The organism is Colwellia meonggei, assembly GCF_057537295.1.
The window spans coordinates 93355-117167 of the sequence record NZ_BAAJLZ010000009.1 but is presented as its reverse complement, the minus strand read 5'-3'; the positions used below and the strand labels follow the sequence as shown (position 1 = coordinate 117167).

26 protein-coding genes are annotated in these 23813 nt (G+C 38.1%); 17 read left to right on the top strand and 9 right to left on the bottom strand.

All coding sequences use genetic code 11. From position 1 onward, the window contains the following. Positions 1-311: 311 nt before the first annotated feature. Together AC27E9_RS17380 and trmA are read left to right on the top strand one after the other, a co-directional pair. Positions 312-755 carry an RNA recognition motif domain-containing protein gene (locus AC27E9_RS17380; protein ID WP_487132369.1) on the top strand — a complete coding sequence of 148 codons (444 nt, stop codon included), beginning with the start codon at positions 312-314 and terminating at the stop codon, positions 753-755. A gap of 239 nt (positions 756-994) precedes the next feature. Continuing rightward, positions 995-2089: a tRNA (uridine(54)-C5)-methyltransferase TrmA gene (trmA, locus tag AC27E9_RS17375; protein ID WP_487132367.1), complete on the top strand. Its 1095-nt coding sequence runs from the start codon at positions 995-997 to the stop codon at positions 2087-2089. Here the strand turns inward: trmA and fabR are convergent. Next, positions 2070-2723 carry an HTH-type transcriptional repressor FabR gene (gene fabR, locus AC27E9_RS17370; RefSeq protein WP_487132366.1) on the bottom strand — a complete coding sequence of 218 codons (654 nt, stop codon included), beginning with the start codon at positions 2721-2723 and terminating at the stop codon, positions 2070-2072. The genes trmA and fabR overlap by 20 nt on opposite strands. A gap of 231 nt (positions 2724-2954) precedes the next feature. On the opposite strand from fabR, the gene AC27E9_RS17365 reads away from it, so the two are divergent. The 3 genes from AC27E9_RS17365 to AC27E9_RS17355 all read left to right on the top strand — a co-directional run bounded on the left by AC27E9_RS17365 (position 2955) and on the right by AC27E9_RS17355 (position 6171). Beyond that, entirely contained in the window at positions 2955-4073 is a 1119-nt protein-coding gene (locus tag AC27E9_RS17365) for an acyl-CoA desaturase (protein WP_487132364.1), read from the top strand. Positions 4074-4143: 70 nt separating this feature from the next. Further along, on the top strand, positions 4144-5580 hold the full coding sequence (gene sthA, locus AC27E9_RS17360) for a Si-specific NAD(P)(+) transhydrogenase (protein WP_487132362.1): 1437 nt from the start codon (positions 4144-4146) through the stop codon (positions 5578-5580). Between the two features lie 99 nt (positions 5581-5679). Continuing rightward, complete coding sequence (locus AC27E9_RS17355) at positions 5680-6171, top strand: SixA phosphatase family protein (protein WP_487132360.1); 492 nt, start codon at positions 5680-5682, stop codon at positions 6169-6171. A 6-nt stretch (positions 6172-6177) separates the two neighbouring features. Here the strand turns inward: AC27E9_RS17355 and AC27E9_RS17350 are convergent, their stop codons facing one another. Together AC27E9_RS17350 and hemE are read right to left on the bottom strand one after the other, a co-directional pair. Beyond that, positions 6178-6669 carry a hypothetical protein gene (locus AC27E9_RS17350; protein ID WP_487132358.1) on the bottom strand — a complete coding sequence of 164 codons (492 nt, stop codon included), beginning with the start codon at positions 6667-6669 and terminating at the stop codon, positions 6178-6180. 231 nt (positions 6670-6900) lie between these two features. Then, entirely contained in the window at positions 6901-7968 is a 1068-nt protein-coding gene (gene hemE / locus AC27E9_RS17345) for a uroporphyrinogen decarboxylase (RefSeq protein WP_487132357.1), read from the bottom strand. Positions 7969-8778: 810 nt separating this feature from the next. On the opposite strand from hemE, the gene AC27E9_RS17340 reads away from it, so the two are divergent. From AC27E9_RS17340 to AC27E9_RS17330, 3 genes are all read left to right on the top strand, one after another. Further along, complete coding sequence (locus tag AC27E9_RS17340; RefSeq protein ID WP_487132355.1) at positions 8779-9591, top strand: hypothetical protein; 813 nt, start codon at positions 8779-8781, stop codon at positions 9589-9591. Between the two features lie 105 nt (positions 9592-9696). Then, positions 9697-10077, top strand: a complete 381-nt coding sequence (locus AC27E9_RS17335; RefSeq protein ID WP_487132353.1) for a hypothetical protein — start codon at positions 9697-9699, stop codon at positions 10075-10077. Positions 10078-10230: 153 nt separating this feature from the next. Next, a complete protein-coding gene (locus AC27E9_RS17330; protein ID WP_487132351.1) occupies positions 10231-11337 on the top strand; it encodes an NAD(P)/FAD-dependent oxidoreductase in 1107 nt (368 codons plus the stop codon). A 78-nt stretch (positions 11338-11415) separates the two neighbouring features. Here the strand turns inward: AC27E9_RS17330 and AC27E9_RS17325 are convergent, their stop codons facing one another. Next, entirely contained in the window at positions 11416-12174 is a 759-nt protein-coding gene (locus tag AC27E9_RS17325; protein ID WP_487132349.1) for an FKBP-type peptidyl-prolyl cis-trans isomerase, read from the bottom strand. Positions 12175-12266: 92 nt separating this feature from the next. Between AC27E9_RS17325 and AC27E9_RS17320 the strand changes: the two genes are divergently transcribed. Continuing rightward, positions 12267-13289: a WD40 repeat domain-containing protein gene (locus AC27E9_RS17320; protein ID WP_487132348.1), complete on the top strand. Its 1023-nt coding sequence runs from the start codon at positions 12267-12269 to the stop codon at positions 13287-13289. Further along, the gene (locus AC27E9_RS17315; RefSeq protein ID WP_487132346.1) at positions 13289-13510 is read left to right on the top strand and encodes a SlyX family protein; all 222 of its coding nucleotides are present in this window, start codon (positions 13289-13291) and stop codon (positions 13508-13510) included. The genes AC27E9_RS17320 and AC27E9_RS17315 overlap by 1 nt, the downstream gene beginning before the upstream one ends. Positions 13511-13567: 57 nt before the next feature. Here AC27E9_RS17315 and AC27E9_RS17310 read toward each other — a convergent pair whose 3' ends face one another. Continuing rightward, positions 13568-13768: a YheV family putative zinc ribbon protein gene (locus AC27E9_RS17310; protein ID WP_487132373.1), complete on the bottom strand. Its 201-nt coding sequence runs from the start codon at positions 13766-13768 to the stop codon at positions 13568-13570. 135 nt (positions 13769-13903) lie between these two features. Here AC27E9_RS17310 and AC27E9_RS17305 point away from each other — a divergent pair, with 135 nt between their 5' ends. Next, positions 13904-15805 carry an ATP-binding cassette domain-containing protein gene (locus AC27E9_RS17305; protein WP_487132344.1) on the top strand — a complete coding sequence of 634 codons (1902 nt, stop codon included), beginning with the start codon at positions 13904-13906 and terminating at the stop codon, positions 15803-15805. 336 nt (positions 15806-16141) lie between these two features. Beyond that, positions 16142-16867 (top strand): tetratricopeptide repeat protein, encoded by a 726-nt coding sequence (locus tag AC27E9_RS17300; protein WP_487132342.1) that lies wholly within the window; start codon positions 16142-16144, stop codon positions 16865-16867. Between the two features lie 103 nt (positions 16868-16970). Here AC27E9_RS17300 and AC27E9_RS17295 read toward each other — a convergent pair whose 3' ends face one another. Further along, positions 16971-17834: a LytR/AlgR family response regulator transcription factor gene (locus tag AC27E9_RS17295; protein ID WP_487132340.1), complete on the bottom strand. Its 864-nt coding sequence runs from the start codon at positions 17832-17834 to the stop codon at positions 16971-16973. Between the two features lie 143 nt (positions 17835-17977). Between AC27E9_RS17295 and AC27E9_RS17290 the strand changes: the two genes are divergently transcribed. From AC27E9_RS17290 to AC27E9_RS17275, 4 genes are all read left to right on the top strand, one after another. Further along, positions 17978-19264, top strand: coding sequence for an acyltransferase family protein (locus AC27E9_RS17290; protein WP_487132338.1), 1287 nt, complete (start codon positions 17978-17980; stop codon positions 19262-19264). A gap of 142 nt (positions 19265-19406) precedes the next feature. Beyond that, complete coding sequence (locus AC27E9_RS17285) at positions 19407-19538, top strand: DUF3149 domain-containing protein (RefSeq protein ID WP_487132336.1); 132 nt, start codon at positions 19407-19409, stop codon at positions 19536-19538. Between the two features lie 131 nt (positions 19539-19669). Continuing rightward, a complete protein-coding gene (locus AC27E9_RS17280; protein WP_487132334.1) occupies positions 19670-20641 on the top strand; it encodes a hydrolase in 972 nt (323 codons plus the stop codon). Then, positions 20638-20874, top strand: coding sequence for a YheU family protein (locus tag AC27E9_RS17275; protein WP_487132332.1), 237 nt, complete (start codon positions 20638-20640; stop codon positions 20872-20874). The genes AC27E9_RS17280 and AC27E9_RS17275 overlap by 4 nt, the downstream gene beginning before the upstream one ends. Before the next feature lie 61 nt (positions 20875-20935). On the opposite strand, the gene AC27E9_RS17270 is transcribed toward AC27E9_RS17275, so the two are convergent. From AC27E9_RS17270 to nudE, 3 genes are all read right to left on the bottom strand, one after another. Next, positions 20936-21520, bottom strand: a complete 585-nt coding sequence (locus AC27E9_RS17270) for a YceI family protein (RefSeq protein ID WP_487132330.1) — start codon at positions 21518-21520, stop codon at positions 20936-20938. 123 nt (positions 21521-21643) lie between these two features. Continuing rightward, positions 21644-22471, bottom strand: coding sequence for a 3'(2'),5'-bisphosphate nucleotidase CysQ (gene cysQ, locus AC27E9_RS17265; protein ID WP_487132328.1), 828 nt, complete (start codon positions 22469-22471; stop codon positions 21644-21646). Next, positions 22468-23025 (bottom strand): ADP compounds hydrolase NudE, encoded by a 558-nt coding sequence (gene nudE, locus AC27E9_RS17260; protein WP_487132326.1) that lies wholly within the window; start codon positions 23023-23025, stop codon positions 22468-22470. Before nudE ends, cysQ begins: the two co-directional genes overlap by 4 nt. Before the next feature lie 88 nt (positions 23026-23113). On the opposite strand from nudE, the gene yrfG reads away from it, so the two are divergent. After that, positions 23114-23788, top strand: coding sequence for a GMP/IMP nucleotidase (yrfG, locus tag AC27E9_RS17255; RefSeq protein WP_487132324.1), 675 nt, complete (start codon positions 23114-23116; stop codon positions 23786-23788). Positions 23789-23813 lie beyond the last annotated feature (25 nt).

Sequence of the window (23813 nt, the reverse complement as noted above, 5' to 3'; positions counted from 1 at the left end):
ATTTGTACAGACCGTGGTTTTATTAGGCTGTTTACCGGTAATTCCGCGGCTTACAGATGCTACAAAGGCGTAGTTTAGCCCCTTGGTAAGGATTGTAGCTTAACTACATGCATAAATAATGACTCCTTATTTTAAAAAATTACTTATATAAGTATCCTTTTAAGTTGGGTTGTTTAATCAACTAAAAAAACAACATGTATTTGCCTGATTAAATTGAATAAAAATTACACTTATAGTTGCACATTACTAAAAGGTGGGTAACATAGAATTGCAATTTAGATTTTTTATAAAATAATAATTAGGTATCCATTATGAAGTCTCCTCAAGCATTAACGCTAATTGTAGCGTTGGTATTCGCTATTGCCGTTTACTTTTTGGCGGGCAGTGCATTTGAACTAAGCAATATCAGTGTTGCTATTGTTGCTTTTGTTTGTGCATTTATCGCACCTCTTGTTGGTAAAGCTGATAGCGACAACCAAGAAGCCGACACAAAAATTACAACACTCTATGTCGGTAACTTACCATATCGAGCAAATGAAGCAGCCGTTAGAGAGTTGTTTTCTGAATACGGGCAAGTTCAATCTGTTAGATTAATGAAAGATAAACACACAGGTAAAAGACGTGGTTTCGGCTTTGTGGAAATTTCTGCTAATGACGCCGATAAAGCCATCGAAGAACTCAATGACAGCGAATTTCAGCAAAGAACACTAAAAGTTCGTGAAGCAAAAGAACGTCCTGAGAAAGTAACTGATTAATAGTCAGAAAAACTTTCCTCTGAAGCCCACGAATGTGGGCTTTTTAATACCTACTTTTTGATATAACGATGAGACAAGCCTCCTTTATTCAGTTTATTCCTCTCCACTATCTGTAACACTACTACCCGTAACTAGGGATTTATCCTAAAATATCATCACTAATTAGTAGACAAAAACTGAACAAACGCTAAAATCTGCGCCCTCGCAACTCGTATGTTCACTATAAACAAGGTATTTCAATGTTTAGCCACATTCACCCAGATAACTATCAGCAGCAACTTGATGAAAAACAGCAGGCCATCGCTGCCGATTTTGCACAATTTGATTTGCCTTCGTTTGAAGTATTTACCTCGCCAGCACTAAATTATCGCCAACGAGCGGAATTTAGGGTTTGGCACGAAGGGGATGATCTTTATTACATTATGTTTAATAGTGAGACGAAAGAAAAATTTCGTGTTGATGATTTTCCTGTAGCGAGTGAATTGATCAATCAATTTATGACGGCACTACTTAGTGATATTAAAGATAAGGAAGTACTACGCCAGCGTTTGTTCCAAGTTGACTTTCTTTCTACCTTAAGTGGTGAGATTTTAATAAGTTTGCTTTACCATAAACAATTAGATGATGAATGGATAGAGCATGCTAAACAGTTAAAGGCTCGCCTATCGACAATTGCCCCTGTAGATATTATTGGTAGAGCTCGAAAGCAAAAAGTTATACTTGATAAAGACTATGTTATAGAAACACTGACTGTTGCCAGCAAAAAATTCCATTATCAACAAGTTGAAAATAGCTTTACACAGCCTAACGCGGTCGTGAATGAAAAAATGTTGTTGTGGACACAACAAGCAACTAAAAATACTGGCGGTGACCTAATTGAACTTTACTGTGGCAATGGTAACTTCAGCATGGCGTTAGCAGAAAACTTTGATCGTGTACTGGGTACGGAAATATCAAAGTCTTCGGTAAAATCTGCGCAAGTTAACATTGCAGCCAATAAGTTAAAGAATGTTGATATCGTTAGAATGGCCAGTGAAGATTTCAGCCAAGCAATGAATGGTGAACGAGTATTTCGCAGGTTAGAGGGTTTCGATTTAACTAGCTATAACTACCAAACCGTACTTGTTGATCCTCCTCGTGCTGGGCTTGATCCGGACAGTGTTGAACTCATTAGCCGCTTTGAGCGTATCATTTACATTTCATGTAACCCTGAAACATTAAAGAGCAACCTGATAGAGTTAGTTAAAACTCACAAAATAGAGCACTTTGCACTATTTGATCAATTTCCGTATACCCACCACGTGGAAACAGGGGTTATTTTAACTCGCCTTTAGTGCTATCACTACCCGACTTACGGGATTCGTTTCGTAGGCCAAATTCAAAAGCACCGCGAGCAATAAACCTAAGCTGTTTGATTGTTCGCTGTGCTAATACTTCTAAATCTTTTTTATCGCAATCCAAAGCATCAGAGCCAGCACTAAAAACAATAGTTACCGCGGCATTGGCTTGTAAATAAGCCACTTCAGCATCTAACTTATTTGCTTGTTGTAAATAATCACAAAGCTCTAAAGTGAAATAACGAATTTCTCGATTAACCGCAGCACGAAAGGCTGCCGATGTACCAGAACGCTCACGTAACAATAAGCGAAATATATTGCCATTGTTTTCAATGAATTCCATAAAGGTATGTACTGATATTTGAATAACAGAGCCACCCTTTTCAATACGCTGCCTTGCTTGACGCATGAGCTGTCGTAAGGTTAAACCCGCTTCATCAACAAGTGTTAAGCCCAATTCATCCATATCACTAAAATGTCGATAGAATGATGTAGGTGCCAATCCTGCCTCTTTAGCTACTTCACGTAAACTTAAGCTGGAAAAACTTCGTTCACTGCTGAGTTGCCCCAGCGCCGCATCAATTAATTGACGGCGAGTTTTTTCTTTTTGTAGTGCACGAATTCCACTCATAACGTTGTAAACCTAATCTTCGTTTTTCTTATACAGCAAAGTTATCATGATACTGAAAACCGTTGATATTGCCAGTAAATTGAATTAAAACGATGATAAATATCACAACTTTGAATTTTTTATTACAAGGCAATAATCACCAATCAACACTTGACTCTAGTACCACTAAAGCTAAAATAGCGTACATGTGTACACTGAAATAAGCAGTGTTTAATCTTTATTGGAAAATTAATGAAAAAACCTCCTGTAATTTGGCTAAATGTATTCGTATTTAGCATTACCTTTTTATTTGCTGCTATTGCGGTACCTTACCGAGCATTTACTCACGGTTTTGATAGTGCAGAAATTACCGCAGCAATTATTTGCTTTATTTATTGTGGTATGTCGATTACTGCTGGCTATCACCGCTTATGGTCACACAAAACATATCAAGCGCATTGGTCGCTAAGGATAATATACGCATTAGGCGGCGCATTTGCTTTACAAAATAGTGCTTTACACTGGTCTTCAGATCACCGCATTCACCATAAACATGTCGATAAGAATCATGTTGACCCATATTCAGCGAAAATGGGATTTTGGCATTCACACATTGGCTGGATGCTAAGAGATTTCCAACCTGAGCGTTACAACGACTACGATAATGTTCGCGACTTACAAAAAGATCCAATCGTGGTTTGGCAACATAAGTACTATTTGCTTCTTACCATCATAATGAACTTTGGCGTGCCACTAGTATTTGGTTTATGGCATGGTGATGTCATTAGCAGTTTATTATTACTAGGCTTTTTAAGACTTGTGCTTAGCCACCATACAACGTTCTTTATCAATTCTTTAGCCCACATTTGGGGTAAGCAAACCTATACCGAGAGAAATACAGCGCGTGATAACGGCTTCTTGGCATTCTTTACATTTGGTGAGGGATATCATAATTACCATCATATATTTGAGAATGATTATCGTAATGGTATTCGTTGGTGGCAGTTTGACCCTACTAAATGGTTAATCAAAGGGTGTGAACATTTAAGACTTACCTCTAAATTACGAGTAACACCTGAAGATAAAATTGAAAAAGCCCGTTTATCTATGGTGTTATTACGTAGCCAGCAAAAAATAGCTACTCACCCTGACGCTGAACAATTACTTGAGCGTTTACAATATGAGTACGACGAGCTTATTCATAAAGTAAATGCATTTTATGCCGCCCGCAAAGCCTTACTTGCTAGTAAACGTGATCAATTAATTGCTGATGTTGAAAACTCAGAAGCGATGGCTCAATACCAAGAAATTAAGCAGCTTTTGGCACAGCAACGACGCAGCTGGCAACTTACGATTGAGAAACTAGCATAAAAACAGTTACCTTGTATTTAATTCCTGCTAAAATTTTCGACATTATGGCAGGAATTAGCAGGGTTGATCATTGAGTAAGCAAGCACAAAGCAAAACAACAGCAAAAACACCGAAGCAATATGATTTTGACGCTATTATCATAGGGACAGGTCCTGGCGGCGAAGGCGCTGCAATGAACTTAGCAAAACGTGACAAGCATGTTGCCATTATTGAGCGATATCATAACGTTGGCGGTGGCTGTACTCATTGGGGCACCATTCCTTCAAAAGCACTGAGACAATCGGTTAGCCGCCTTATTGAGTACAACTCAAATCCACTTTTCAATGCCGGTCAAAGTGCCAAGCAATTAACCTTTCAAGATATTTTAAGTCACGCCTCGGCAGTTATTCGTAAGCAAGTTAACTTGCGAAGCGGTTTTTATAACCGAAACCAAGTAGAGCATTTTTATGGCGAAGCATCTTTTGTTGATGCAAATACTATTCAAGTACTACGAAATGATGGCTCTATCGACACCATAACGGCAAAACAAATTGTTATTGCTACTGGCTCACGTCCGTACCATCCTGATGATATTGATTTTTCACACCCTCGTGTCTATGACTCAGACAGTATTTTATCACTTGAGCATTCACCACGACATATTATCATTTACGGTGCAGGGGTTATTGGTAGTGAGTATGCGTCAATATTTCGCGGCTTAGGTGTAAAAGTCGACTTGATCAACACCCGTGATCGTTTACTGTCATTTTTAGATGATGAAATGTCTGACTCTCTCAGTTACCACTTATGGAACAATGGTGTTGTTATTCGCCATGGTGAGCAAATTGAACGGGTTGAAGCAAGTAATGAATCAGTAATTGTTCATCTTGAGTCTGGTAAAAAAATGCGTGCCGACTGTCTATTATTTGCTAATGGTAGAACCGGTAATACCGCAGATTTAAAACTTGAAAATGCAGGGTTAAAAGCCGACGGCCGTGGGCAACTAAAAGTCAGCGAAACATATCAAACCGAAGTTGAAAGCATTTTTGCCGTTGGTGACGTTATTGGTTATCCAAGTTTAGCCAGTGCCGCATTCGACCAAGGCAGAATTTGTGCCAGCGCTATGCTCGATGGTAATAGTAAAGCTAAGTTAATTGTTGATATTCCAACAGGGATTTATACCATCCCAGAAATTAGCTCGGTCGGTAAAACAGAGCAAGAGTTAACGGAAGCAAAAATTCCTTATGAAGTGGGTCGAGCGCAGTTTAAGCACTTAGCGCGAGCACAGATTTCCAATAACTTAGTTGGCTCTTTGAAAATTTTATTTCACCGAGAAACCAAAGAGATTTTAGGCATACATTGTTTTGGTGAGAATGCAGCTGAAATTATTCATATTGGTCAAGCCATAATGCAACAGGTAAATGGCGGCAACAATATCGAATACTTTGTTGAAACAACCTTTAATTACCCAACCATGGCAGAAGCATTCCGAGTTGCAGCATTAAATGGTTTAAACCGACTATTCTAGTAATTAAAGTGAGCAATGCTTTATTTATTCAGCGTTGCTCACTCTTACTTTGAATTATAAAAGTTAGCTTTATACTAGCCCAAACACTTAGAGGAACTCATGAAATATAGTTTAATGCTCATTTTATTGCTATCAGCCTTCGCGACTCATGCTGACAATAACTTCACCATTTACTTAACTCGTCACGCTGAGAAACAAAAAGAGCAAGAAAATCCAAAGTTAACCCAATGTGGAACACAGCGCGCACAGCAATTAGCAAGTTTATTAGCTAAGACTGAGCTCAAAAAAATTTATAGCACACAATATAATCGTACACTTGCAACGGCGCAGCCAACAGCCAAAACATATGCCTTAGAAACTCAACATTACTCGCCAGTAAAGCTAAAGGTATTTGCCAAGGAATTACTTGCTAATAAAGAAAATGCTTTAGTGGTTGGTCACAGCAATACCACACCACAACTAGCGGCTCTATTAAGTGGTAGTGATATCAAGAAAATATCTGAAAAGGAATATCAAAATTTATACCAAATACAAATTAGCGGCAGAGCGAAAACAGTAACTTTACTAACTCAGCCACTAACTTGTTATTGATAGCAATTAAAGGTCAGCAGGATTTCCTATTGTACCAGGACTAATAAGTTCAATTTCAGTAATGGTGAACGGCGTACCCCATTGCTGAATGGTCATAATATTTTTAACTTTACCTTTAACCCTAACAATTGCACCATTTTGAGCAAATTCTTTTTTCATATTCATTGGTAATAATTTCTTACCTGAATCAGTGATAATACCGTAAAAGCCACCTTCTAAATTCAAAAACTGCACACGGCCTCGCTGCCAACCAGAGTACTCTCCTTTCAATTTATCTTTTATTTCTACCATTTCATGCTCTTTTAATCGTTCTTCGGTATTAATTGGTGTCGCTACAAGTTTAGTTGAGTTTTCTTTAGGGTTGCTGTCGGTTACTTGCTGCGCTGCCTCGTTACCATTGTCAGGCACATTATCCTCCTCATCTTTTGTGTTGCTGCCACAAGCGGCAACTAGCAAAGCAACTGCTAACGCTGATATCACCTTATTATTTATCATCATTATAATTTCCATTTCTAAAATAAGCCTTTAGCTTAAGCATACCTTAAACATGCACTAAACCAAAACGAATACCCAACTCTTCCATTACTCATAATAACTTAATTATGGTCGTAAAATTACACGAAAAAACCTCTGAAGAGGCTACTAAAGATATAAATAATAAAAAAGGAGCCTATGGCTCCCTTTCTTAAAACTTTTTCTACCAGTTAATAACTTGGCAACTCGTTAAGCCTATTTATGAAATGGCTTACTTAAACGATGTACTGAGTCAATAAAGTGACCAGCATGTTCTGGATTCACATCAGGGTGAATACCATGACCTAAATTAAATACGTGACCAGTGCCACCATCACCAAAACCGGTTAGTATTTTTGATACTTCCTGCTCAATGCGTGGTAATGGTGCATATAACATTGAAGGGTCCATATTGCCTTGTAACGCCACTTTATCACCAATGCGTGCTTTGGCATTTTCAATATCAATAGTCCAATCTAAGCCAACAGCGTCACAACCTGTTGCAGCAATATCTTCTAACCACATGCCACCATTTTTAGTAAATAAAGTTACTGGTACTTGGCGGCCATCATTATGGCGTGTTAAACCATCAACAATTTTTGCCATATATTGTAGTGAAAATTCTTTATAATCGCGTGGCGACAATACACCGCCCCATGTATCAAATACCATTACAGACTGAGCGCCAGCAGCAATTTGTGCATTTAAGTAAGAAATAACAGAATCAGCTAACTTATCAAGCAACAAGTGCAATGTTTGTGGCTCTGCAAACATCATTTTTTTGATTTTGGTAAAACCTTTTGAACTACCACCTTCGATCATATAAGTCGCTAGAGTCCACGGGCTGCCAGAGAAACCAATTAATGGTACATCACCATTTAAAGTTTTCTTAATAGTACGAACTGCATTCATGACATATTGCAATTCGCCTTCTGGATCAGGGATACCAATTTTATCAACATCGGCTTTACAGGTAATTGGGCGTTCAAACTTAGGACCTTCGCCTGTTTCAAAATATAAGCCTAATCCCATCGCATCTGGAATGGTTAAAATATCGCTGAACAGAATTGCAGCATCAAGCGGGAAACGGCGCAATGGCTGAATAGTCACTTCACACGCTAAGTCTGCGTCACGACAAACCGTCATAAAGTCGCCAGCGTCTTTACGCACTTCACGATACTCAGGCAAATAACGACCAGCTTGACGCATCATCCATACAGGGGTGTAATCAACAGGTTGACGCAATAGTGCGCGCAAATAAGTATCATTTTTTAATTCAGTCATGAAAGTTCTTCTCCGCTATAATATGCGCGCATTCTAGCACTTCAAAATTTATTGATCTATGTCCCAAATCAAATCTAGGCCCGCTCTTCCAGCTCAAAGCACTTTTTTTGTGATATTTCGCAAAATTAATGACAAAAACTAGATTTGCAATATTCGAGGTACAGCTAAAAGAACTCATTAACGAAATACACTTTACGTTTTAATCACAGAATTTGAGGTACAAAAAACAAGCAACAAAAAAATAAATTAATAAATTGTGAAATTTTTTTAACGGTAGCAAGAAACATATGTGTCAATATATTTTACAGATTTTTTGTTGTTTTTCATTAGCTTCCACACCAGTGGTTAACCAGATGCGAACCAAGAATTCTCATCTGATTAATCGTAGACATTATCTTTAACTCTTGATAGGTAACACTTTTTTACATGCATATTTTTAGTAAAAATGGCTTCCGAATTAGTTGATGAAAAAAGCTTTTTAAATTTTCTCTGTCAAAAAAGCAATTCTAGTAAAAATAACGCTAATGACGGCACCTTACGTACGAAAAAATTCGTGGAATATATGCTCTATTAAAGTTGTTGCAGCATGAAAAAGCCTTTGCTATAAATTGTCCCGCGCTACAGAAAAACAATAATAAAAATCAAGAATAACTAAAAAGAAGCTAGTTTAACTAGACCATACAGCGAGCATTTCAAGCCTTACTTCGGTAAGGCTTTTTTATTGCCTAAATTATTATAGTCTGCACTTCCAATATACTAATGTGGTTATATTTAATACCGTAAATACTAATAAAATAATAGAGAGTTAGCATGCCAACAGTAATCGAATGTAATCGCATAATGAAAACCGCTATTATTATTTGGCTAATCGCTGTCACACAAAGTTTATTAGCTATTAGTGGTATATTTGGTATTACAAACACAACTTATGAGCGTATAACCTTTGGTCTATTAGAGTTAATGACGATGGTGCTAGTGATAGCCAATTTAGCAGCAATTAAGCGCATTATTGCAAAGGAGAAACATCCTATTGCGCATAAACTGGGCCGGCTATGCTTTTACTCATTATTATTTTGTTTTATAGGCGATATTATTAATCGCAATTTTTTACAGCAGTTTTATCAGTATGACAGCCAAATAAAACACAGCTACCTAGCTGACTCGGTAGTATTTTTCTTTCCTGGCTATCTCATTTTAATTGCAGCAGTGGTATATATTACCAAATTAAAAGGCGTATCAAATCGCTTCTTAATTACTACGGCTGCACTGGCAAGTTTTATAGCGCTATATACTTACTTTGATATGCACATTGCTAATAGCAGTACACTATTAACACTTATTACCGCATCATATTCAGTATTAGTGAGTATTCTAGCCGTGTCAGCAATTTGGTTATTAAAAGCTTTTAAATGGCGACAAGCTTCGCTAAAAATATGGTTAGTCGCCTTTGGTTTATTACTCGCTATGGTAGCAGATGCAATTATTGGCCAGTTTTGGATTTTTGGTAATCAAGGGCAAGGTTACTTCCCAATGGTGAGTCATATCAATTGGATTATCTACGTTGCTTCTCAATTATTAGTCCAACAACTACCCCTTGCGCTTTTACAAAATAAACATCGATAATGATTTATATCAATAAGTGAGTGTTAACATCACTAACAAAAGTAGTATATTAAAAGTAGCACATATATTTTTTGTACTAATCAGGTTACTAGCTAGAGTCTAATTATGACAGTTGCACACGGCGAACATACCATCGACATTCAAGAAGACATAATTCTTTTGAAGTTAATCGGTTCTTTTAATGAAATGGGTGCAGCAAAGTTTACAAAAGGAATGAAAGACGCAATTCTAAGTTTCAAAGGTGCTCCATTTGCAATTTTAGTTGATGATTTAGAAGTTATTGGTGGCACACCGGAAGCATATGCCGAGCTTGAATTATACAATCAATGGCTAAATACTCAGAATATGCGCGCCAAGGCAATGGTTATAGACTCCCCTGTAACCTTGGCTATAATTGAAAAGTACGCACCATCACGTGAAAAACAAAATATTTCCATATTTAACAATCGTATTGATGCTATTGCTTGGCTAAATTCTCAGTTATAAATAACTTTACGCTTTCCTAGTAGTTCAATTAATATAATTCCTATGACTCCCCTACATTAAAATTATGTTGGCAGTTCAAATTATACACATGAACGAAATGCAAAAGTTTTGTGTTATAACACATAGAGAGAATCGTTATACGGAGCAATATGCATGGAAGAAGTTGACGTATTAGTTGTTGGTGCAGGTGTTGTCGGTTTAGCAATCGCTGCCCAACTAAGCATGCGGTACGCTAATGTACTTATAATAGATAAAAACCTAAGCTTTGGTGAGGAAACCAGTAGCCGAAATAGCGAAGTGATCCATGCTGGCATTTACTACCCAAAAAACAGCTTAAAGGCGCGGTTATGTGTGAAAGGGAAAGAGCTACTATATCAATACTGTCAACAGCGCCATATTCCACATCAACGAGTCGGAAAATTACTAGTAGCACATAATAAACAAGAAGAAGAGCAGTTAAAAACAACCTTAGCCCAAGCTAAGCGCAACGGTGTTGATGACTTAGTGTGGCAGAACCAATCGCAATTAGCTAAGTCCACGCCAGCATTAGCCGCTACTGCCGCACTATTGTCTCCATCAACGGGGGTTATCGACGTACACAGCTACATGCAAAGCTTACTTGCCGATATTGAAAATCAAGGTGGATTATTTGTCGCACAAACCAACTTTGTTAAAGCTACCGTAAACAAGCTTGGTATTGCTGTCACACTGAATAGCCAAGGAGAAAAAATTAAACTGCAATGTAAAACAATTATTAATTGTGCGGGCTTGCACGCAACACAAGTTGCAAAAGCAATTACAGATATGCCAATTAATAAAATCCCTAAACTTTACTATTGTCGAGGACATTATTTTAGCTATCAAGGGCAAAGCCCTTTTCAACAGCTCATTTATCCAATACCAGAAGCAAATGGGCTTGGTATTCACGCCTCGCTCAATACAGCTGGGCAGTTAAAGTTTGGCCCAGATACACAATATATCAAAAATATTGATTACCAAGTTTCCGATAACTTAAAAGCAAAGTTTATTGAAGCAATCACAAAATATTTCCCTACAATTAATCACGATAAGTTAATACCTGACTATGCTGGCATTAGACCTAAATTACAGGGCCCTAATGAAGGCTTTAAAGACTTTTGTATACAAGATGAAAGACAACACAATGTGAAAGGGCTAATTAACCTCTTTGGCATCGACTCTCCGGGCTTAACCTCAAGCCTAGCGATTGCTGAGTATGTTGATGGCTTACTCAATTCATAATATTTAAGCACAAAAAAGCCAGCGCTAAGGCTGGCTTTTCATATTAACGCTGTAGGTTAAGCATTTAATAACATTAAATTACTTATCACCAACTTGTGCTGCTGCTTCAGGCTTTTGAATTTCAAGTAATTCAATTTCAAATTCAAGCACTGAGTTACCAGGAATGCGTGGTGGGTTACCGTTTGGTCCATACGCTAAGTCAGATGGAATAGTAAATTTAAATTTAGAACCAACTGACATTAACTGAACACCTTCAGTCCAACCAGAAATTACACGATTCAGTGGGAATACTGCTGGCTCGCCACGATCGTATGAACTATCAAAAGTTTCGCCATTTAAGAAAGTACCTTTGTAGTGAACTTTTACGGTATCAGTCGCCGCTGGTTTTTCACCTTCTGCAGCAGTCATTACAAGGTACTGAATACCTGAATCTGTTACTTTAACACCTTCTTTCTTAGCATTTTCTTCCAAGAACTTTTGACCTTCAGCTAGGCTTGCTTCAGCACTTACTAATGCTTGCTCTTGTTGCTTAGCTTTCATCGCTTGATCTAAGTTCATTAACAACGCCTGAATGTCTTCTTTCTCTATTTGAGATTTGCCATTTAAGCTATCAGTGAAACCACGAAGGATAAGTGACTTATCTAACGCTAAACCCATTTTATTATGTTCTTCTAGGTTACGCTCCATGTACATACCAATAGAAGCGCCTAAACCATAGGCTTGCTTTTGTATTTCAGTTTCAAGAACTGCTGGCTTTTCTTCTTGTTTTGCTTGTTCTTGACAACCCATTACTGATAATAAAGCAATGGCGACTACAGTCGGTTTAAAAAATCTCATTTACATCTCCGTTTTACTACTCAGTCGGAAATTCCCGCTAAGTCATTAAATATGTGTGAATTGTGAAACAATGCGGCTTATACTAACGATAAATGAGACAAGAAAAAAGTATTAATATTTTGCTAAACTGTAACTTAACTATTCGAACGCTCAAACTACTGTTTTTACTAACATTACTAACTGCTTGCCAACCTAGCGGCCAAACACCAGAGCAACGTTGGCAACATGCGGTTGAAGGTGCCTACGCTGCCAATATTTCAAATGACGGCAAATATAGTGTGGTGTCTTCTATTCATCATGGTGTCAGTCTTTGGGATCTTGAAAAGAATGCCTTAAAATATAGTTGGTCACAGCAGCAAAACAGTGCCGATAACTTAGTGCTCGTTGCTGATATTGCCGACAACAATAGCCACGCCCTGATTGCAAATCGTAATGACTTCTCTTTGTGGAATATAACCAATGGTAATTCAGAGGGATTTTGGGCAATTAGCGAGTCCAACATTCGTGACATTGCCGTTGCTAATGATGGTCGTTATGTTTTAGTTGGGCAAAGTAATGGCAAAGTGGTTCATATTAATACCAACAATGGTCGCCGTTTGGAGTTTTTAGGTCATCAAGAAAAAATCAATGCCATAGATATGATGCCGAATGGTCGCGTTGCCATTTCTGGTTCGAATGACTTTGTTGCCTATGTTTGGGACACAGAGTCAGGGCAAGTAATTTATCGCTTTAATCACCCAAGTAGAGTCACCATGGTTGCCCTCGACCCTAAAGGCCGATATGCATTTACCGCTGACAGCAAAAAGTCGGCAAATATATGGGATTTAAAAACCGGAAAGCTAATAACAAAGTTAAATTACACTAATCGCCAAGAAGTTTTCAGTGCCGTACAATTTTCGCCAGATGGCACTAAGCTCCTTACTGGTGCGCCATCACGTAAAGTTAGTGTCTGGGCAATTTCAACTGGCGATAGAATTACCAGTTGGCGAGTAACGCCACGTGAAGACATTCGACCCGCTGGTGCTGTTGTTTACAGCGTTGCTTTTAGAGATAATAACCAAGTAATTACAGAAAGTTCTTCCGGATACGCCGAATTATGGCAGGTAAATAAATAGTGAAATCAGTTAATGACCTAACTCAAGCAATAGAATCGCTTGAAACTCGTAACGCTTTTCAAGACGATGTTATTGAGCAACTCAACCATGAATTATCAGTGCACCAAAGTGAAATAGCAGAATTAAAATTACAACTGAACTTAATTGCCAAACGACTTAAAGAAAACAATTCGAGTCAATCAGGTAAAGAAGAAATAGAGCCTCCACCACCGCACTACTAAACACAGTTAAGCAAACATTAAGCTAAATAAATATTTGTTTAGCTTAATGTTCTTTCGTTATTCCTGCTTAAAAATACCAATAACCTGCTCATTAGGTCGCACTTCTTGCGCAACATGTTCTTGTGATTGCGACATTTGTTCACCACAATCTACACAAGTAACAGTTTCAACGTCATTTTCTTTGGTTAACGCCATGGTATCCATTGCCTGACACTTTGGGCAAGTAGCCCCGGCTATAAATCGTTTTTTCACGCTAATACTCAATTTAAGGTAAGTTTCATTTCAATTTCAGTTAAGAAAGCAAGATAAATGTCCTGCTGCTTTATTTTACCTTGAATAATCCCCTAAGGAAAAGCGACAATAGCGCCCTGCATTGAAAAGAGTAATTGATAAATGATCACAGCCACAGACTTAAGTTTAGCCCGAGGTGCAAAATACCTTATAAAATCATCAAGCTTTACAATACACCCTAACCATAAAGTTGGGCTTGTTGGTGCGAACGGCTGTGGAAAATCATCATTATTTGCAAGTTTATTAGGCACCTTGCCGCCAGACATGGGCAATTTATCAATGCCTGCAAGTTGGAAAATTGCCACCGTTAAGCAAGAAACGCCGGCACTAGAACAGTCAGCATTAGATTATGTTATTGATGGCGACCACGAATATCGTCAACTAGAAGCAAAGTTAGAGCAAGCACGACAAGACGACAACGGAACACTAGAAGCGACTATTATCAACCAAATAGACGCTATTAGCGGTTATAGCTTACCAGCGCGAGCAGGTGAATTACTTCATGGCTTAGGTTTTTTGCAAGAACAGTTATCAAACCCAGTAAAATCATTTTCTGGTGGTTGGCGAATGCGCTTAAATTTAGCACAAGCATTAATCAGCCGAGCAGACTTACTATTACTCGATGAGCCTACTAACCATTTAGATTTAGATGCAGTCATTTGGTTACAACGCTGGTTAAAGCGCTTTACCGGCACCTTGGTATTAATATCACATGACCGCGACTTTCTAGATGATGTTATCGGCCAAATTTTACATATTGAGCAACAAAATGCGAAGTTATACTCTGGCAACTACTCAGCATTCGAGCGCCAGCGCGCAGAGCATTTAGCCCAACAAGACGCACAATTTCAAAAGCAGCAAAAGGAAGTGGCGCACTTAACCTCATTCGTTGACCGCTTTCGTGCTAAGGCAAGTAAAGCAAAGCAAGCACAAAGTCGATTAAAAAGATTACAAAAACTGCCAGATTTAGCGCCTGCACACGTTGATAGTCAGTTCACTTTCAGTTTTGAAAAACCTGATACCCTACCCTACCCGTTATTGGCACTAACAGAAAGCCAGTGTGGTTATAGTGATCAGGCAATAATTCTTGAAGATGTTGCTATGACACTTGTACCAGGCAGTCGTATTGGCTTACTTGGTCGTAACGGTGCCGGTAAATCAACCTTGATAAAATCACTGGCTGGAGACTTAAGCATTTTGCAAGGTGAGCGTTATTGCGCACAAGAGTTGCGCGTTGGCTACTTCTCTCAGCACCAGTTAGAACAATTGCATATGGCAAGTAGTGCAATTGAGCATATTATTCGCGCTAAGCCAGAATTAACTGAATTACAGGCGAGAACCTTTTTAGGGCGTTTTGGCTTTAGTGGTGACCAAGCTCTCGACAGTGTTGGCACTATGTCTGGCGGTGAAAAAGCTCGGTTGGTACTAGCGCTTATTGTTCTAGAGAAACCACAGCTGCTACTACTTGATGAACCAACTAACCACCTTGATTTGGAAATGCGCCAAGCCTTGGTACTTGCGCTACAAGACTTTGACGGTGCTATTATTCTGATTGCCCATGACAGGTATTTATTAGAATCATGTGTTGATGAGTTTTATTTGGTTGCAAATGGTCGAGTTACCGACTTTGATGGCGACATTGACGATTATCAACAATGGCTGAACGATGATAAAAAACAAACAGTAAAAGCAAACAAAGTGGTTAGCGAACCGCAAATCGATAAAAAGCAATTGCGTAAAGAGCAGGCAGAACTTCGTAAGAAAGCTTCACCACTTCGTAAGCAAGCCGACAAGTTTGAGAAATTAGTTCAAAAAGATCAAAGCACTTTAACTGAAGTAGAAGCTAAACTTGCTGATAGCGACATTTATCAAGCAGAGTATAAGGCTGAGCTAACAAAATTACTAAAGCAACAAGCAAACCTTAAACAAGATATTGAAGAGAATGAAATGCAATGGCTCGATTTAGAAGAGCAAATAGAAGAGATAATGTCACAAGCATTATAAATTTATTGCTACACTTAAACTAGGGCATGTTGATCTTTGGTGTATGTTTTTGCTGCAGTTTAGTGAGTATTTATACAAGGCAGAACTTATAACGTGTGGTTGTTCCACATAAACAATTGATAACACGGTAGAAATACTCAATAGACGCTACCCTTAGGGTTCGTTTAAAAGTGATTTACTCGTTGTTGTCGCTCATTTATGTAGAATGACTATACTTCAATCGCTACGCTGCGATTAAATCACTTTTAATTCAAACAAAATTTATACCACAAAGTTCAACACGCCCTAAAGCATTCCGTTATTTTAGTTTTTGGCACAACACAGTTATAGGACATTATGATGAAAAAATTAACCTTAGCAATATTGAGTATTGCCCTATGTACAACGAATTTTGCGCACAGTGCTGACCTAGATCTTGGCATTTACGAATTAAATCGAGGAGAATTTAAAGCCGCTATTGCCGAATTTGAACCTTTAGTTGCTGAAGAATATGCACCAGCTCAATATCAAATGGGCTTAGTGTACTTAAATGGTTATGGTGTGATCAAAAACCCTAAAAAGGCACTTGAGTTATTTAATTTAGCCGCTTCACAAAATTATACAGAAGCATTGTTTGATTTATCGTTACTGTATAGTGAAGGTGAAATCATCAAGAAAGATTTAAAAACTGCTTATGCTTTAATGGAAAAAGCTGCCAATAAAAACTTACCACGTGCGCAGTTTAATCTTGGGGTTATGTTATATAACGGTGACGGTGTAACTCGCAATTATTTAAAAGCATCACGTTGGTATCAAAAGGCGGCTGACCAAAACTACGCCCTAGCGCAATTCAACCTTGCTTTAATGTATTTTGAAGGCAAAGGCGTAGCAAAAAGCACAGAAATGTCTTATATCTGGAATATTATCGCCGCTAAAAATGGCTATAAAATGGCGGAAAAAAGTCGCGATATGGACGAACATAAACTGACGGTTGATCAAATAAAAACCAATCGTGAGAAGGCCGATGCTATTTATCGAAAAATTCTAGATCAAAGAGAATTAAAATTACGTAAACTCTCATAGCGTTTAACGCTAAATGGTCACAATAAGCCCGCTACAAACATAGCGGGCTTATTATTTTTGAAGCGAAAATAATTCACCTAACACTGCAAATAAAACTAAATAATTAAACTAACTGTGCTTTCAAGTTATCTTTATATCTTCTAGATAAATTTAGAACTTTACCGTTATTAAGCTTTACTTCACTATCACCACTACTTAGCGGTGTAATTGATTCAACATAGCTTAAGTTAATGGCATGCGAGCGATGAATGCGACAAAAGCCCTTCTCTGCTATCTGTTCACTTAATTGTGTTAAAGTTGCTCGTGTTGGATAAATACGGCCATTTATATGTAAATTTACGTAATTTCCAGCTGACTCTAACCATTCTACGTCAGTAATCTTAATAATAAATTCCTTGCCAAGCTTTTTCACTAATAGCCTATCAATAGGTTTATTTACTTGTTGGTTATCACTTTCTTCTTCACTTTCCGCCACAGGGTTCGCTTCACCTTGTAAGCGCGCCAAAATAAAACGATAACCTTGCAAAAATATAATAAAGAATATAAATGCCCATAAATCTTTTCGATACTCGTAAAGCAATTCAAACCACAAATCACCAAAGTCATAACTACGCTGCACTGAAAAATAAGCTAATTTTCTAAGCCCGACCATAATGCCAACATGCAATAGTGAGAATACCGAAGCGGCAACAAAATATTGCAAAAACGAGCGTTTAACAGCTTGCCAATTAAAAGGGATTTTTCTCAATAATAGAATAATAAAAGGTAATAGTAGCAAGGTACTTATTGCACTAGAGTATTCCCATACAAAAGGTTCCCATATGTCGAAAGGCAATGAGGTATTTTTTCGCTGTGCTTCCATTATTTCAGAAGTTGCTAATAAGGTATTATTAATAAAAAAATAAATAACAACCGCAACAACTTCATAACGTAGCTTGTATTTCTGAAAATGTTTTAACTTGCTCATAATATTTATCCCAGGACTATATTTTTTATCCCTGTATATCGCCTTTTATCCCTAGCCATTGTTTTTACAACCTTTATAGCAAGTATTTATTGAGTGTATCAGTGAAGATATCTTTATCACAAGTTGAATGAGTTTTTAAAAAAATGCCAAATTTATTACCGCACCACCTTAAAAGTACCTTAACCAAGTTATTCATTCCAGACATTAGGCAAATGCCAGGTAGGCGCTATGATCTTGATTGGCTAAGAGTAATCGCCTTCGGTTTATTGATCCTTTTCCACTGCGGTATGTTCTACGTAGAAAACTGGGGCTGGCACGTTAAAAGCCAATATCAGTCAGCGTTGCTTGAAAATATTATGCTAATTGTTGAGCCCTGGCGCATGGCCTTATTATGGCTAATTTCAGGTATCGCCATTCGCTTTATAATTGCGAAAGTTTCAGTGTGGCATTTTATTAGTATGCGCTCTTTACGCATATTACTACCTTTACTATTTGGAATTTTGGTTGTCGTACCACCACAACTTTACGTTGAAATGACTGTAAATGGCGATATCAATATGAATTACTGGCAATTTCTAAAGGCATTTTTTAGCAATAACAGTGGCATATTTGACAACTATCAGTCTGGAATTTGGCCACATATTGATGTTAACCACTTATGGTTTTTACGCTCTCTTTGGCAGTATTCACTACTGATACTCTGCCTATTGCCTCTACTAAATAGCGCAAAAATAACCAGTGCCGTTAACTGGCTGTTTCGTAAACCAGGCGCACTGGCAATATTACTGGCAACATTACCGATATTTATTATCCAAATTAATTGGCCAATGGATACGGTACGTTACCCGCTTGGCTTCACTTTTATGCTTTACGGCTATTTAATTGGTTGGCAACCGAATTTTTGGCAACGACTAACCAGTAATTTAGGTTGGCTAAGCAGTAGCTTTGCCGTGGCCTTTATCTGTTTCATTTATTTTTATAATCAGGTTTGGCTTCCAGAGCAGGCAAACCCTAATAGTCATGACGCTTGGCTACTTATGCTAGGTATGTTTAATTACAGCTTATTACGCATACTCGGTGCTCTGGTACTTTTTGCCATTGCCTATAAAGTGCTTAACAAAAACTCGCCAACGCTAAGTTATTTAAATAACGCCGTGTACCCATTTTATATATTGCATCAAAGCTTTATCGTCGTTATAGGTTATCAATTATCTAACTATCATTTAGGTGCCTTTATAGAGGCTAGTTTGCTTATTTTTGCAACCATCATTTCTTGTTTCATTAGCTACGAAATCATAAAGCGTATTAATTTACTCAGACCTTGTTTTGGACTAAAAATGCGACCGTTTAAGCAACAAATAAGTCAACGATTCGCTTATACTATTACGCTTTTGATGGTTTTACCCATAGGCATAGAGATATTGATTTAAGTCGCAAGCTCCCTCAAAGCAAAACTGCAAATATTGTTTAAAAGAGAGGACGACAGTGATCTAAATCAATAAGCACTCCGAAGAGGTTATTTACAATAGGTTAAGTATCTATTTACTTTTTTGTTATCTCTAGGAGTGAGTTATGAACATTTTCGATATGCTTATCAATGACCCTGTAGTGCTATATTCTTTTATCGGTTTAGCTGTTGTATTAGGTATTTGTAGTTTTTATGTTTACTACTTTTTGAAACATATAAACGAAGATGAAAAGTAGTTAGTCTGCCAATAGTTAGCATGTCACAGCACCTAAAGTCATATTGAGTAAAGTTCATTGTGGCTTAAGGTGGGCATTATTATGCTTATATCGTACAATATGCTTTTGTTGTTTTCAGCCTTAAATACCTTATGTTTACCGAAAGCTCTTTCTCACCTGCGTGGTGGCTTAAAAATGGTCATGTGCAAACCATGGCGGCAAAATTCCTTAGACGTAACCATACTTTAGATACTCGCAATGAAACGCTAGAGTTACCCGATGGTGATTTTGTTGACTTAGCTTGGACCGAGAGAGTGAGCGCAGATTGTAATCGCCCCATAGTGGCGGTATTACATGGTTTAGAGGGCTCTAAAAACAGCCATTACGCCAGAGGAATGCTTTCAGCAATCAAAGCCAAAGGTTGGGTTGGAGTGTTAATGCATTTTCGTGGCTGTAGTGGCAGGCCAAATCGCATGGCAAAATCTTATCACAGTGGCCAAACTTGCGACGTTGATTTTTTTAGTCGCTATATAGCCAAGCAGTACCCGCAAGCAAAAAAGGCTATTGTTGGTTTTTCGCTGGGTGGAAATGTCCTTACCCGTTATTTGGCTGAACAAAAGGAAAACATTTATCACGCCGCCAGCGTAATTTGCGCGCCGCTCGATTTATCCAGCTGCTGCGATAGAATTAACCAAGGCTTTTCCCGAGTTTATCAAAAATACCTAGTCGATATGTTAAAAGATAGTACGCTGGAAAAAATGCGTATTAACTTAGTCAACAATATTGATAAGCACAAATTACTCAATATTCGTTCTATTCGCGACTTCGACCAAATGGTAACCGCGCCAATAAATGGCTTTATTGATGCTAATGATTATTATCAAAAAGCCAGTGGCCGCGATGTAATTAGTGATATTCAAACACCTTGCTTAATTATGCATGCAAGCGATGATCCTTTTTTATGTCATAAGAATACCACCGCAATCAGTAGTCTACCTGACCATATAATTTTTGAAGTCAGTGAACGAGGCGGTCATGTTGGTTTTATTAGTGGTAACAATCCATTCAAACCACATTATTGGCTAGAATCACGGATCCCTGAATTTTTTGCGAGACACTTATGATCATCCCATTAGATAGCTTACCGAAAGAAACAGTAACCGCCATTATTGAAAACTTCGTACTACGTGAAGGCACAGAATATGGCCGCGAAGATGTCGCATTAGCAGATAAAATTCAGCAAGTTTATCAACAGCTAAAACAAGGTACGGCATTACTGGTTTATTCTGAGCTACACGAAACCGTTAATATTTTACCTGCAGATCAATTTGTAGAGGGCGTTGAAGAAGAGTATTAAGCATAATTTTGCAATAAAAAAGCACTGGTTAAGTGCTTTTTTTATTTCTGTGTTGGCACTGTTAGCGAGTAAACGTTACCGAAAAACTCACCGGCACGACATAATCAATACTTGGTAATGACGCTAACTCTTTTAATTTATTAATGCCGGCAACAATTCCGTAAGCGTCAGCTTTAATAAAAAATGGCTTTAACGTGGAGACCAGTAACTTATCTTTATTAAGTTTACTAACCGTTACATCGAAGTTCACTTCTTGGCTGTGGCCATGGAAGTTTAATGTGCCGTTAATAGTTGCCATTTTGCTATCGCCAGCACTTAGTTTCGCTAACAGTTTTTTATCAAGCTGAGCATTAAATATTGCAGAAGTATATTGTTGTGTTTCAAAAACAAACTTTTTCATGCGTTCATCACGAATTGCAATATTGGTATCAACACTGGTTAGATCAACGCTGATATTAACTTGACCACTTTTATCAACACTGCCTTTTAGCATTTTAAAGTGATGATTTTCAGCAATCGCGCCCTTTTTCACTGAAATAAAATTAAGCAGTGAATTCTTATTATCTAAATGCCAACCGGCGAAGCTAGGTAAACTTAATACCGAGCATAAGAAGAATGTTATTAAAGACAAGATGGATTTGCGCATTTAGCACTCCGTAAATTAAGTTAAACGATAATTGCTGATTAAGTTATTCAACTCGTTCAGCAATTTCTCAGTTAACTTAATTGTAAGGCTAATTATGTGACATTTCTAACATTATAGAATTTTTTACGTTAACAATCGGCTAGCTCGGTGTGGTTTAATGACCTTCTGCCAAGGGATAGCCTTATTCCCTAAGGAGAGGAAGTCAGGCTGCATTAAAGTATCACGTTGGTTATAGGTCAGCGGCTTAAATTCGCTATCAATAATACTGCCGCCCGCCTGTTCGATAATACAATGGCTAGCGCCAGTATCCCATTCCCCTGTTGGGCCAACTCTTAGGTAACAATCAGCTCCACCTTCAGCGATTAAACAGTTTTTGAGTGAGCAACTGCCTAAGGCAATATGATCATAAGAAAACTCATCACTAAGATATTGCCCCATTAAATTGATATCTTGACGACGACTGATAGCAACCTTTATGCGGCGCTCTCCATCGTACTCAGCAACATGAATCCTATGGCTACCAACATTATTTTCTTTGAAGGCGCCAAGGTTCTTTTGCCCATAATAAGTTAACTGGTGATCAGGGGCATGAATAACGCCAATACTTGGCCAACCGTTTTCCACTAAAGCAATATTAACCGCGAAGTCACCACTACCAATAATAAATTCACCTGTGCCGTCGATAGGGTCAAGTAACCAATACCGAGACCATTTGCCACGTTTGGCTAGCTCTAACGCCCCAACCTCTTCTGAAATCACAGGAATATCCGGTGTTAGAGTTTTTAACTGTGCCATTAAAATATCATTAGCGGCGATATCAGCACTTGTAACAGGGCTATTATCTTCTTTCATTTCAGCGGTAAAATCGCCATGTTTATAGTAGCGAGCAACTTCTTTTCCCGCTTTTTTTGCACTTTCTATGGCTATTGCTAATAATTTCTCTGAGCTCATTCAGTACCTCTTAAATGATCTTTCACTAATAACAACGCGGCGATACTTCGAGCTTCGTTAAAGTCGCTAGCTTGCAATAATTGCTGGTAGTCATCTAAACGCCACGGCACCACCTCTAATTCTTCAGGCTCATCACCTTCAAGCTTTTCTTGATATAGGTTTTCACCAAGGAAAATAGTCATTTTCGCATCAAAAAAAGCAGGGGCTGTTGCTAACTTATGAATAAAGCTTAGCTTATCGGCACCATAGCCAATCTCTTCTTTAAGCTCACGGTTTGCGGCAGTGGGCGCATCCTCGCCAGCGTCAATCAAACCCTTTGGAAAACCTAGTTCGTAGCTATGCGTACCAGCACAATATTCTCGCACCAGTAGCATAGTATTGGCATCTAACATTGGCACCACCATTACTGCACCATTACTGCTACCAGGAATTCGCTCGTACTCTCTGCTCTCGCCATTGCTAAAGGTTAGGTCAACCTGTTCAACAGCAAATAATCGACTTTTCGCAACCTGTTTAATTGCGGTAATTTGTGGCAGTTGTTTTTTTTTGCTCATAATGCCCTTCAAACACTACAGAAATCAGGAAATGAATCTATAGAAATAGGTATAATCCTATAATAAACGTGTTTCTAGGAAAAAATCTATGCTTGATTGGACAAAAATTTCAACTGTTTTACTGGATATGGATGGCACCATTCTAGATTTGCATTTTGACAACCACTTTTGGCTGCAACATTTACCCAAACGTTTTAGTGAAAGTAACAATATCTCTTTTGAAGAAGCACAAAGCCAACTTAGAAGTCATTACCAAAAGGTAGAGGGAACCATAGATTGGTATTGTTTAGATTATTGGGCTCAGCAAACTAAACTATCGATTACTGATTTAAAGCGAGAAGTACAACATTTAATACAATTACGTGCTGATGCCCATGATTTTTTAACGGCATTAAGAGAATCTGGTCGAGACGTTGTACTGGTTACAAACGCTCACCCAGATAGCTTGTCACTAAAAATTGAACGTACTGAACTTCATCAATACTTTGATACCTTATATTCAACCCATGAATTTGGTGTCACCAAAGAATCACAACTACTATGGCAAAAACTGCAAGCTAAACATGACTTCGACTTAGCAACAACACTATTTGTTGATGATAGCCTAACGATTTTAGATTCAGCGAAGCAATTCGGAATTAAACACTTATTAGCGGTAGCTAATCCCGATAGTCAGCAAGCAAATAAGGTTATTGAAGAGTACCCAGCAGTAACAGATTACCGAGAGTTTATAGCTGAAATAAAACGTACTAGCTTCAAATAAACAATAAGTTTTTGTGCCAGTACGT

Coding starts and splice junctions, on each gene's coding strand:
- AC27E9_RS17280 (WP_487132334.1), top strand. CDS start 19,670: ATGTTTACCGAAAGCTCTTTCTCACCTGCGTGGTGGCTTAAAAATGGT.
- AC27E9_RS17290 (WP_487132338.1), top strand. CDS start 17,978: ATGCCAAATTTATTACCGCACCACCTTAAAAGTACCTTAACCAAGTTA.
- hemE (WP_487132357.1), bottom strand. CDS start 7,968: ATGACTGAATTAAAAAATGATACTTATTTGCGCGCACTATTGCGTCAA.
- AC27E9_RS17380 (WP_487132369.1), top strand. CDS start 312: ATGAAGTCTCCTCAAGCATTAACGCTAATTGTAGCGTTGGTATTCGCT.
- AC27E9_RS17340 (WP_487132355.1), top strand. CDS start 8,779: ATGCCAACAGTAATCGAATGTAATCGCATAATGAAAACCGCTATTATT.
- AC27E9_RS17305 (WP_487132344.1), top strand. CDS start 13,904: ATGATCACAGCCACAGACTTAAGTTTAGCCCGAGGTGCAAAATACCTT.
- AC27E9_RS17355 (WP_487132360.1), top strand. CDS start 5,680: ATGAAATATAGTTTAATGCTCATTTTATTGCTATCAGCCTTCGCGACT.
- AC27E9_RS17350 (WP_487132358.1), bottom strand. CDS start 6,669: ATGATGATAAATAATAAGGTGATATCAGCGTTAGCAGTTGCTTTGCTA.
- AC27E9_RS17320 (WP_487132348.1), top strand. CDS start 12,267: ATGAGACAAGAAAAAAGTATTAATATTTTGCTAAACTGTAACTTAACT.
- AC27E9_RS17285 (WP_487132336.1), top strand. CDS start 19,407: ATGAACATTTTCGATATGCTTATCAATGACCCTGTAGTGCTATATTCT.
- AC27E9_RS17325 (WP_487132349.1), bottom strand. CDS start 12,174: ATGAGATTTTTTAAACCGACTGTAGTCGCCATTGCTTTATTATCAGTA.
- AC27E9_RS17300 (WP_487132342.1), top strand. CDS start 16,142: ATGATGAAAAAATTAACCTTAGCAATATTGAGTATTGCCCTATGTACA.
- AC27E9_RS17335 (WP_487132353.1), top strand. CDS start 9,697: ATGACAGTTGCACACGGCGAACATACCATCGACATTCAAGAAGACATA.
- AC27E9_RS17330 (WP_487132351.1), top strand. CDS start 10,231: ATGGAAGAAGTTGACGTATTAGTTGTTGGTGCAGGTGTTGTCGGTTTA.
- cysQ (WP_487132328.1), bottom strand. CDS start 22,471: ATGAGCTCAGAGAAATTATTAGCAATAGCCATAGAAAGTGCAAAAAAA.
- AC27E9_RS17365 (WP_487132364.1), top strand. CDS start 2,955: ATGAAAAAACCTCCTGTAATTTGGCTAAATGTATTCGTATTTAGCATT.
- AC27E9_RS17270 (WP_487132330.1), bottom strand. CDS start 21,520: ATGCGCAAATCCATCTTGTCTTTAATAACATTCTTCTTATGCTCGGTA.
- AC27E9_RS17295 (WP_487132340.1), bottom strand. CDS start 17,834: ATGAGCAAGTTAAAACATTTTCAGAAATACAAGCTACGTTATGAAGTT.
- trmA (WP_487132367.1), top strand. CDS start 995: ATGTTTAGCCACATTCACCCAGATAACTATCAGCAGCAACTTGATGAA.
- nudE (WP_487132326.1), bottom strand. CDS start 23,025: ATGAGCAAAAAAAAACAACTGCCACAAATTACCGCAATTAAACAGGTT.
- AC27E9_RS17275 (WP_487132332.1), top strand. CDS start 20,638: ATGATCATCCCATTAGATAGCTTACCGAAAGAAACAGTAACCGCCATT.
- fabR (WP_487132366.1), bottom strand. CDS start 2,723: ATGAGTGGAATTCGTGCACTACAAAAAGAAAAAACTCGCCGTCAATTA.
- yrfG (WP_487132324.1), top strand. CDS start 23,114: ATGCTTGATTGGACAAAAATTTCAACTGTTTTACTGGATATGGATGGC.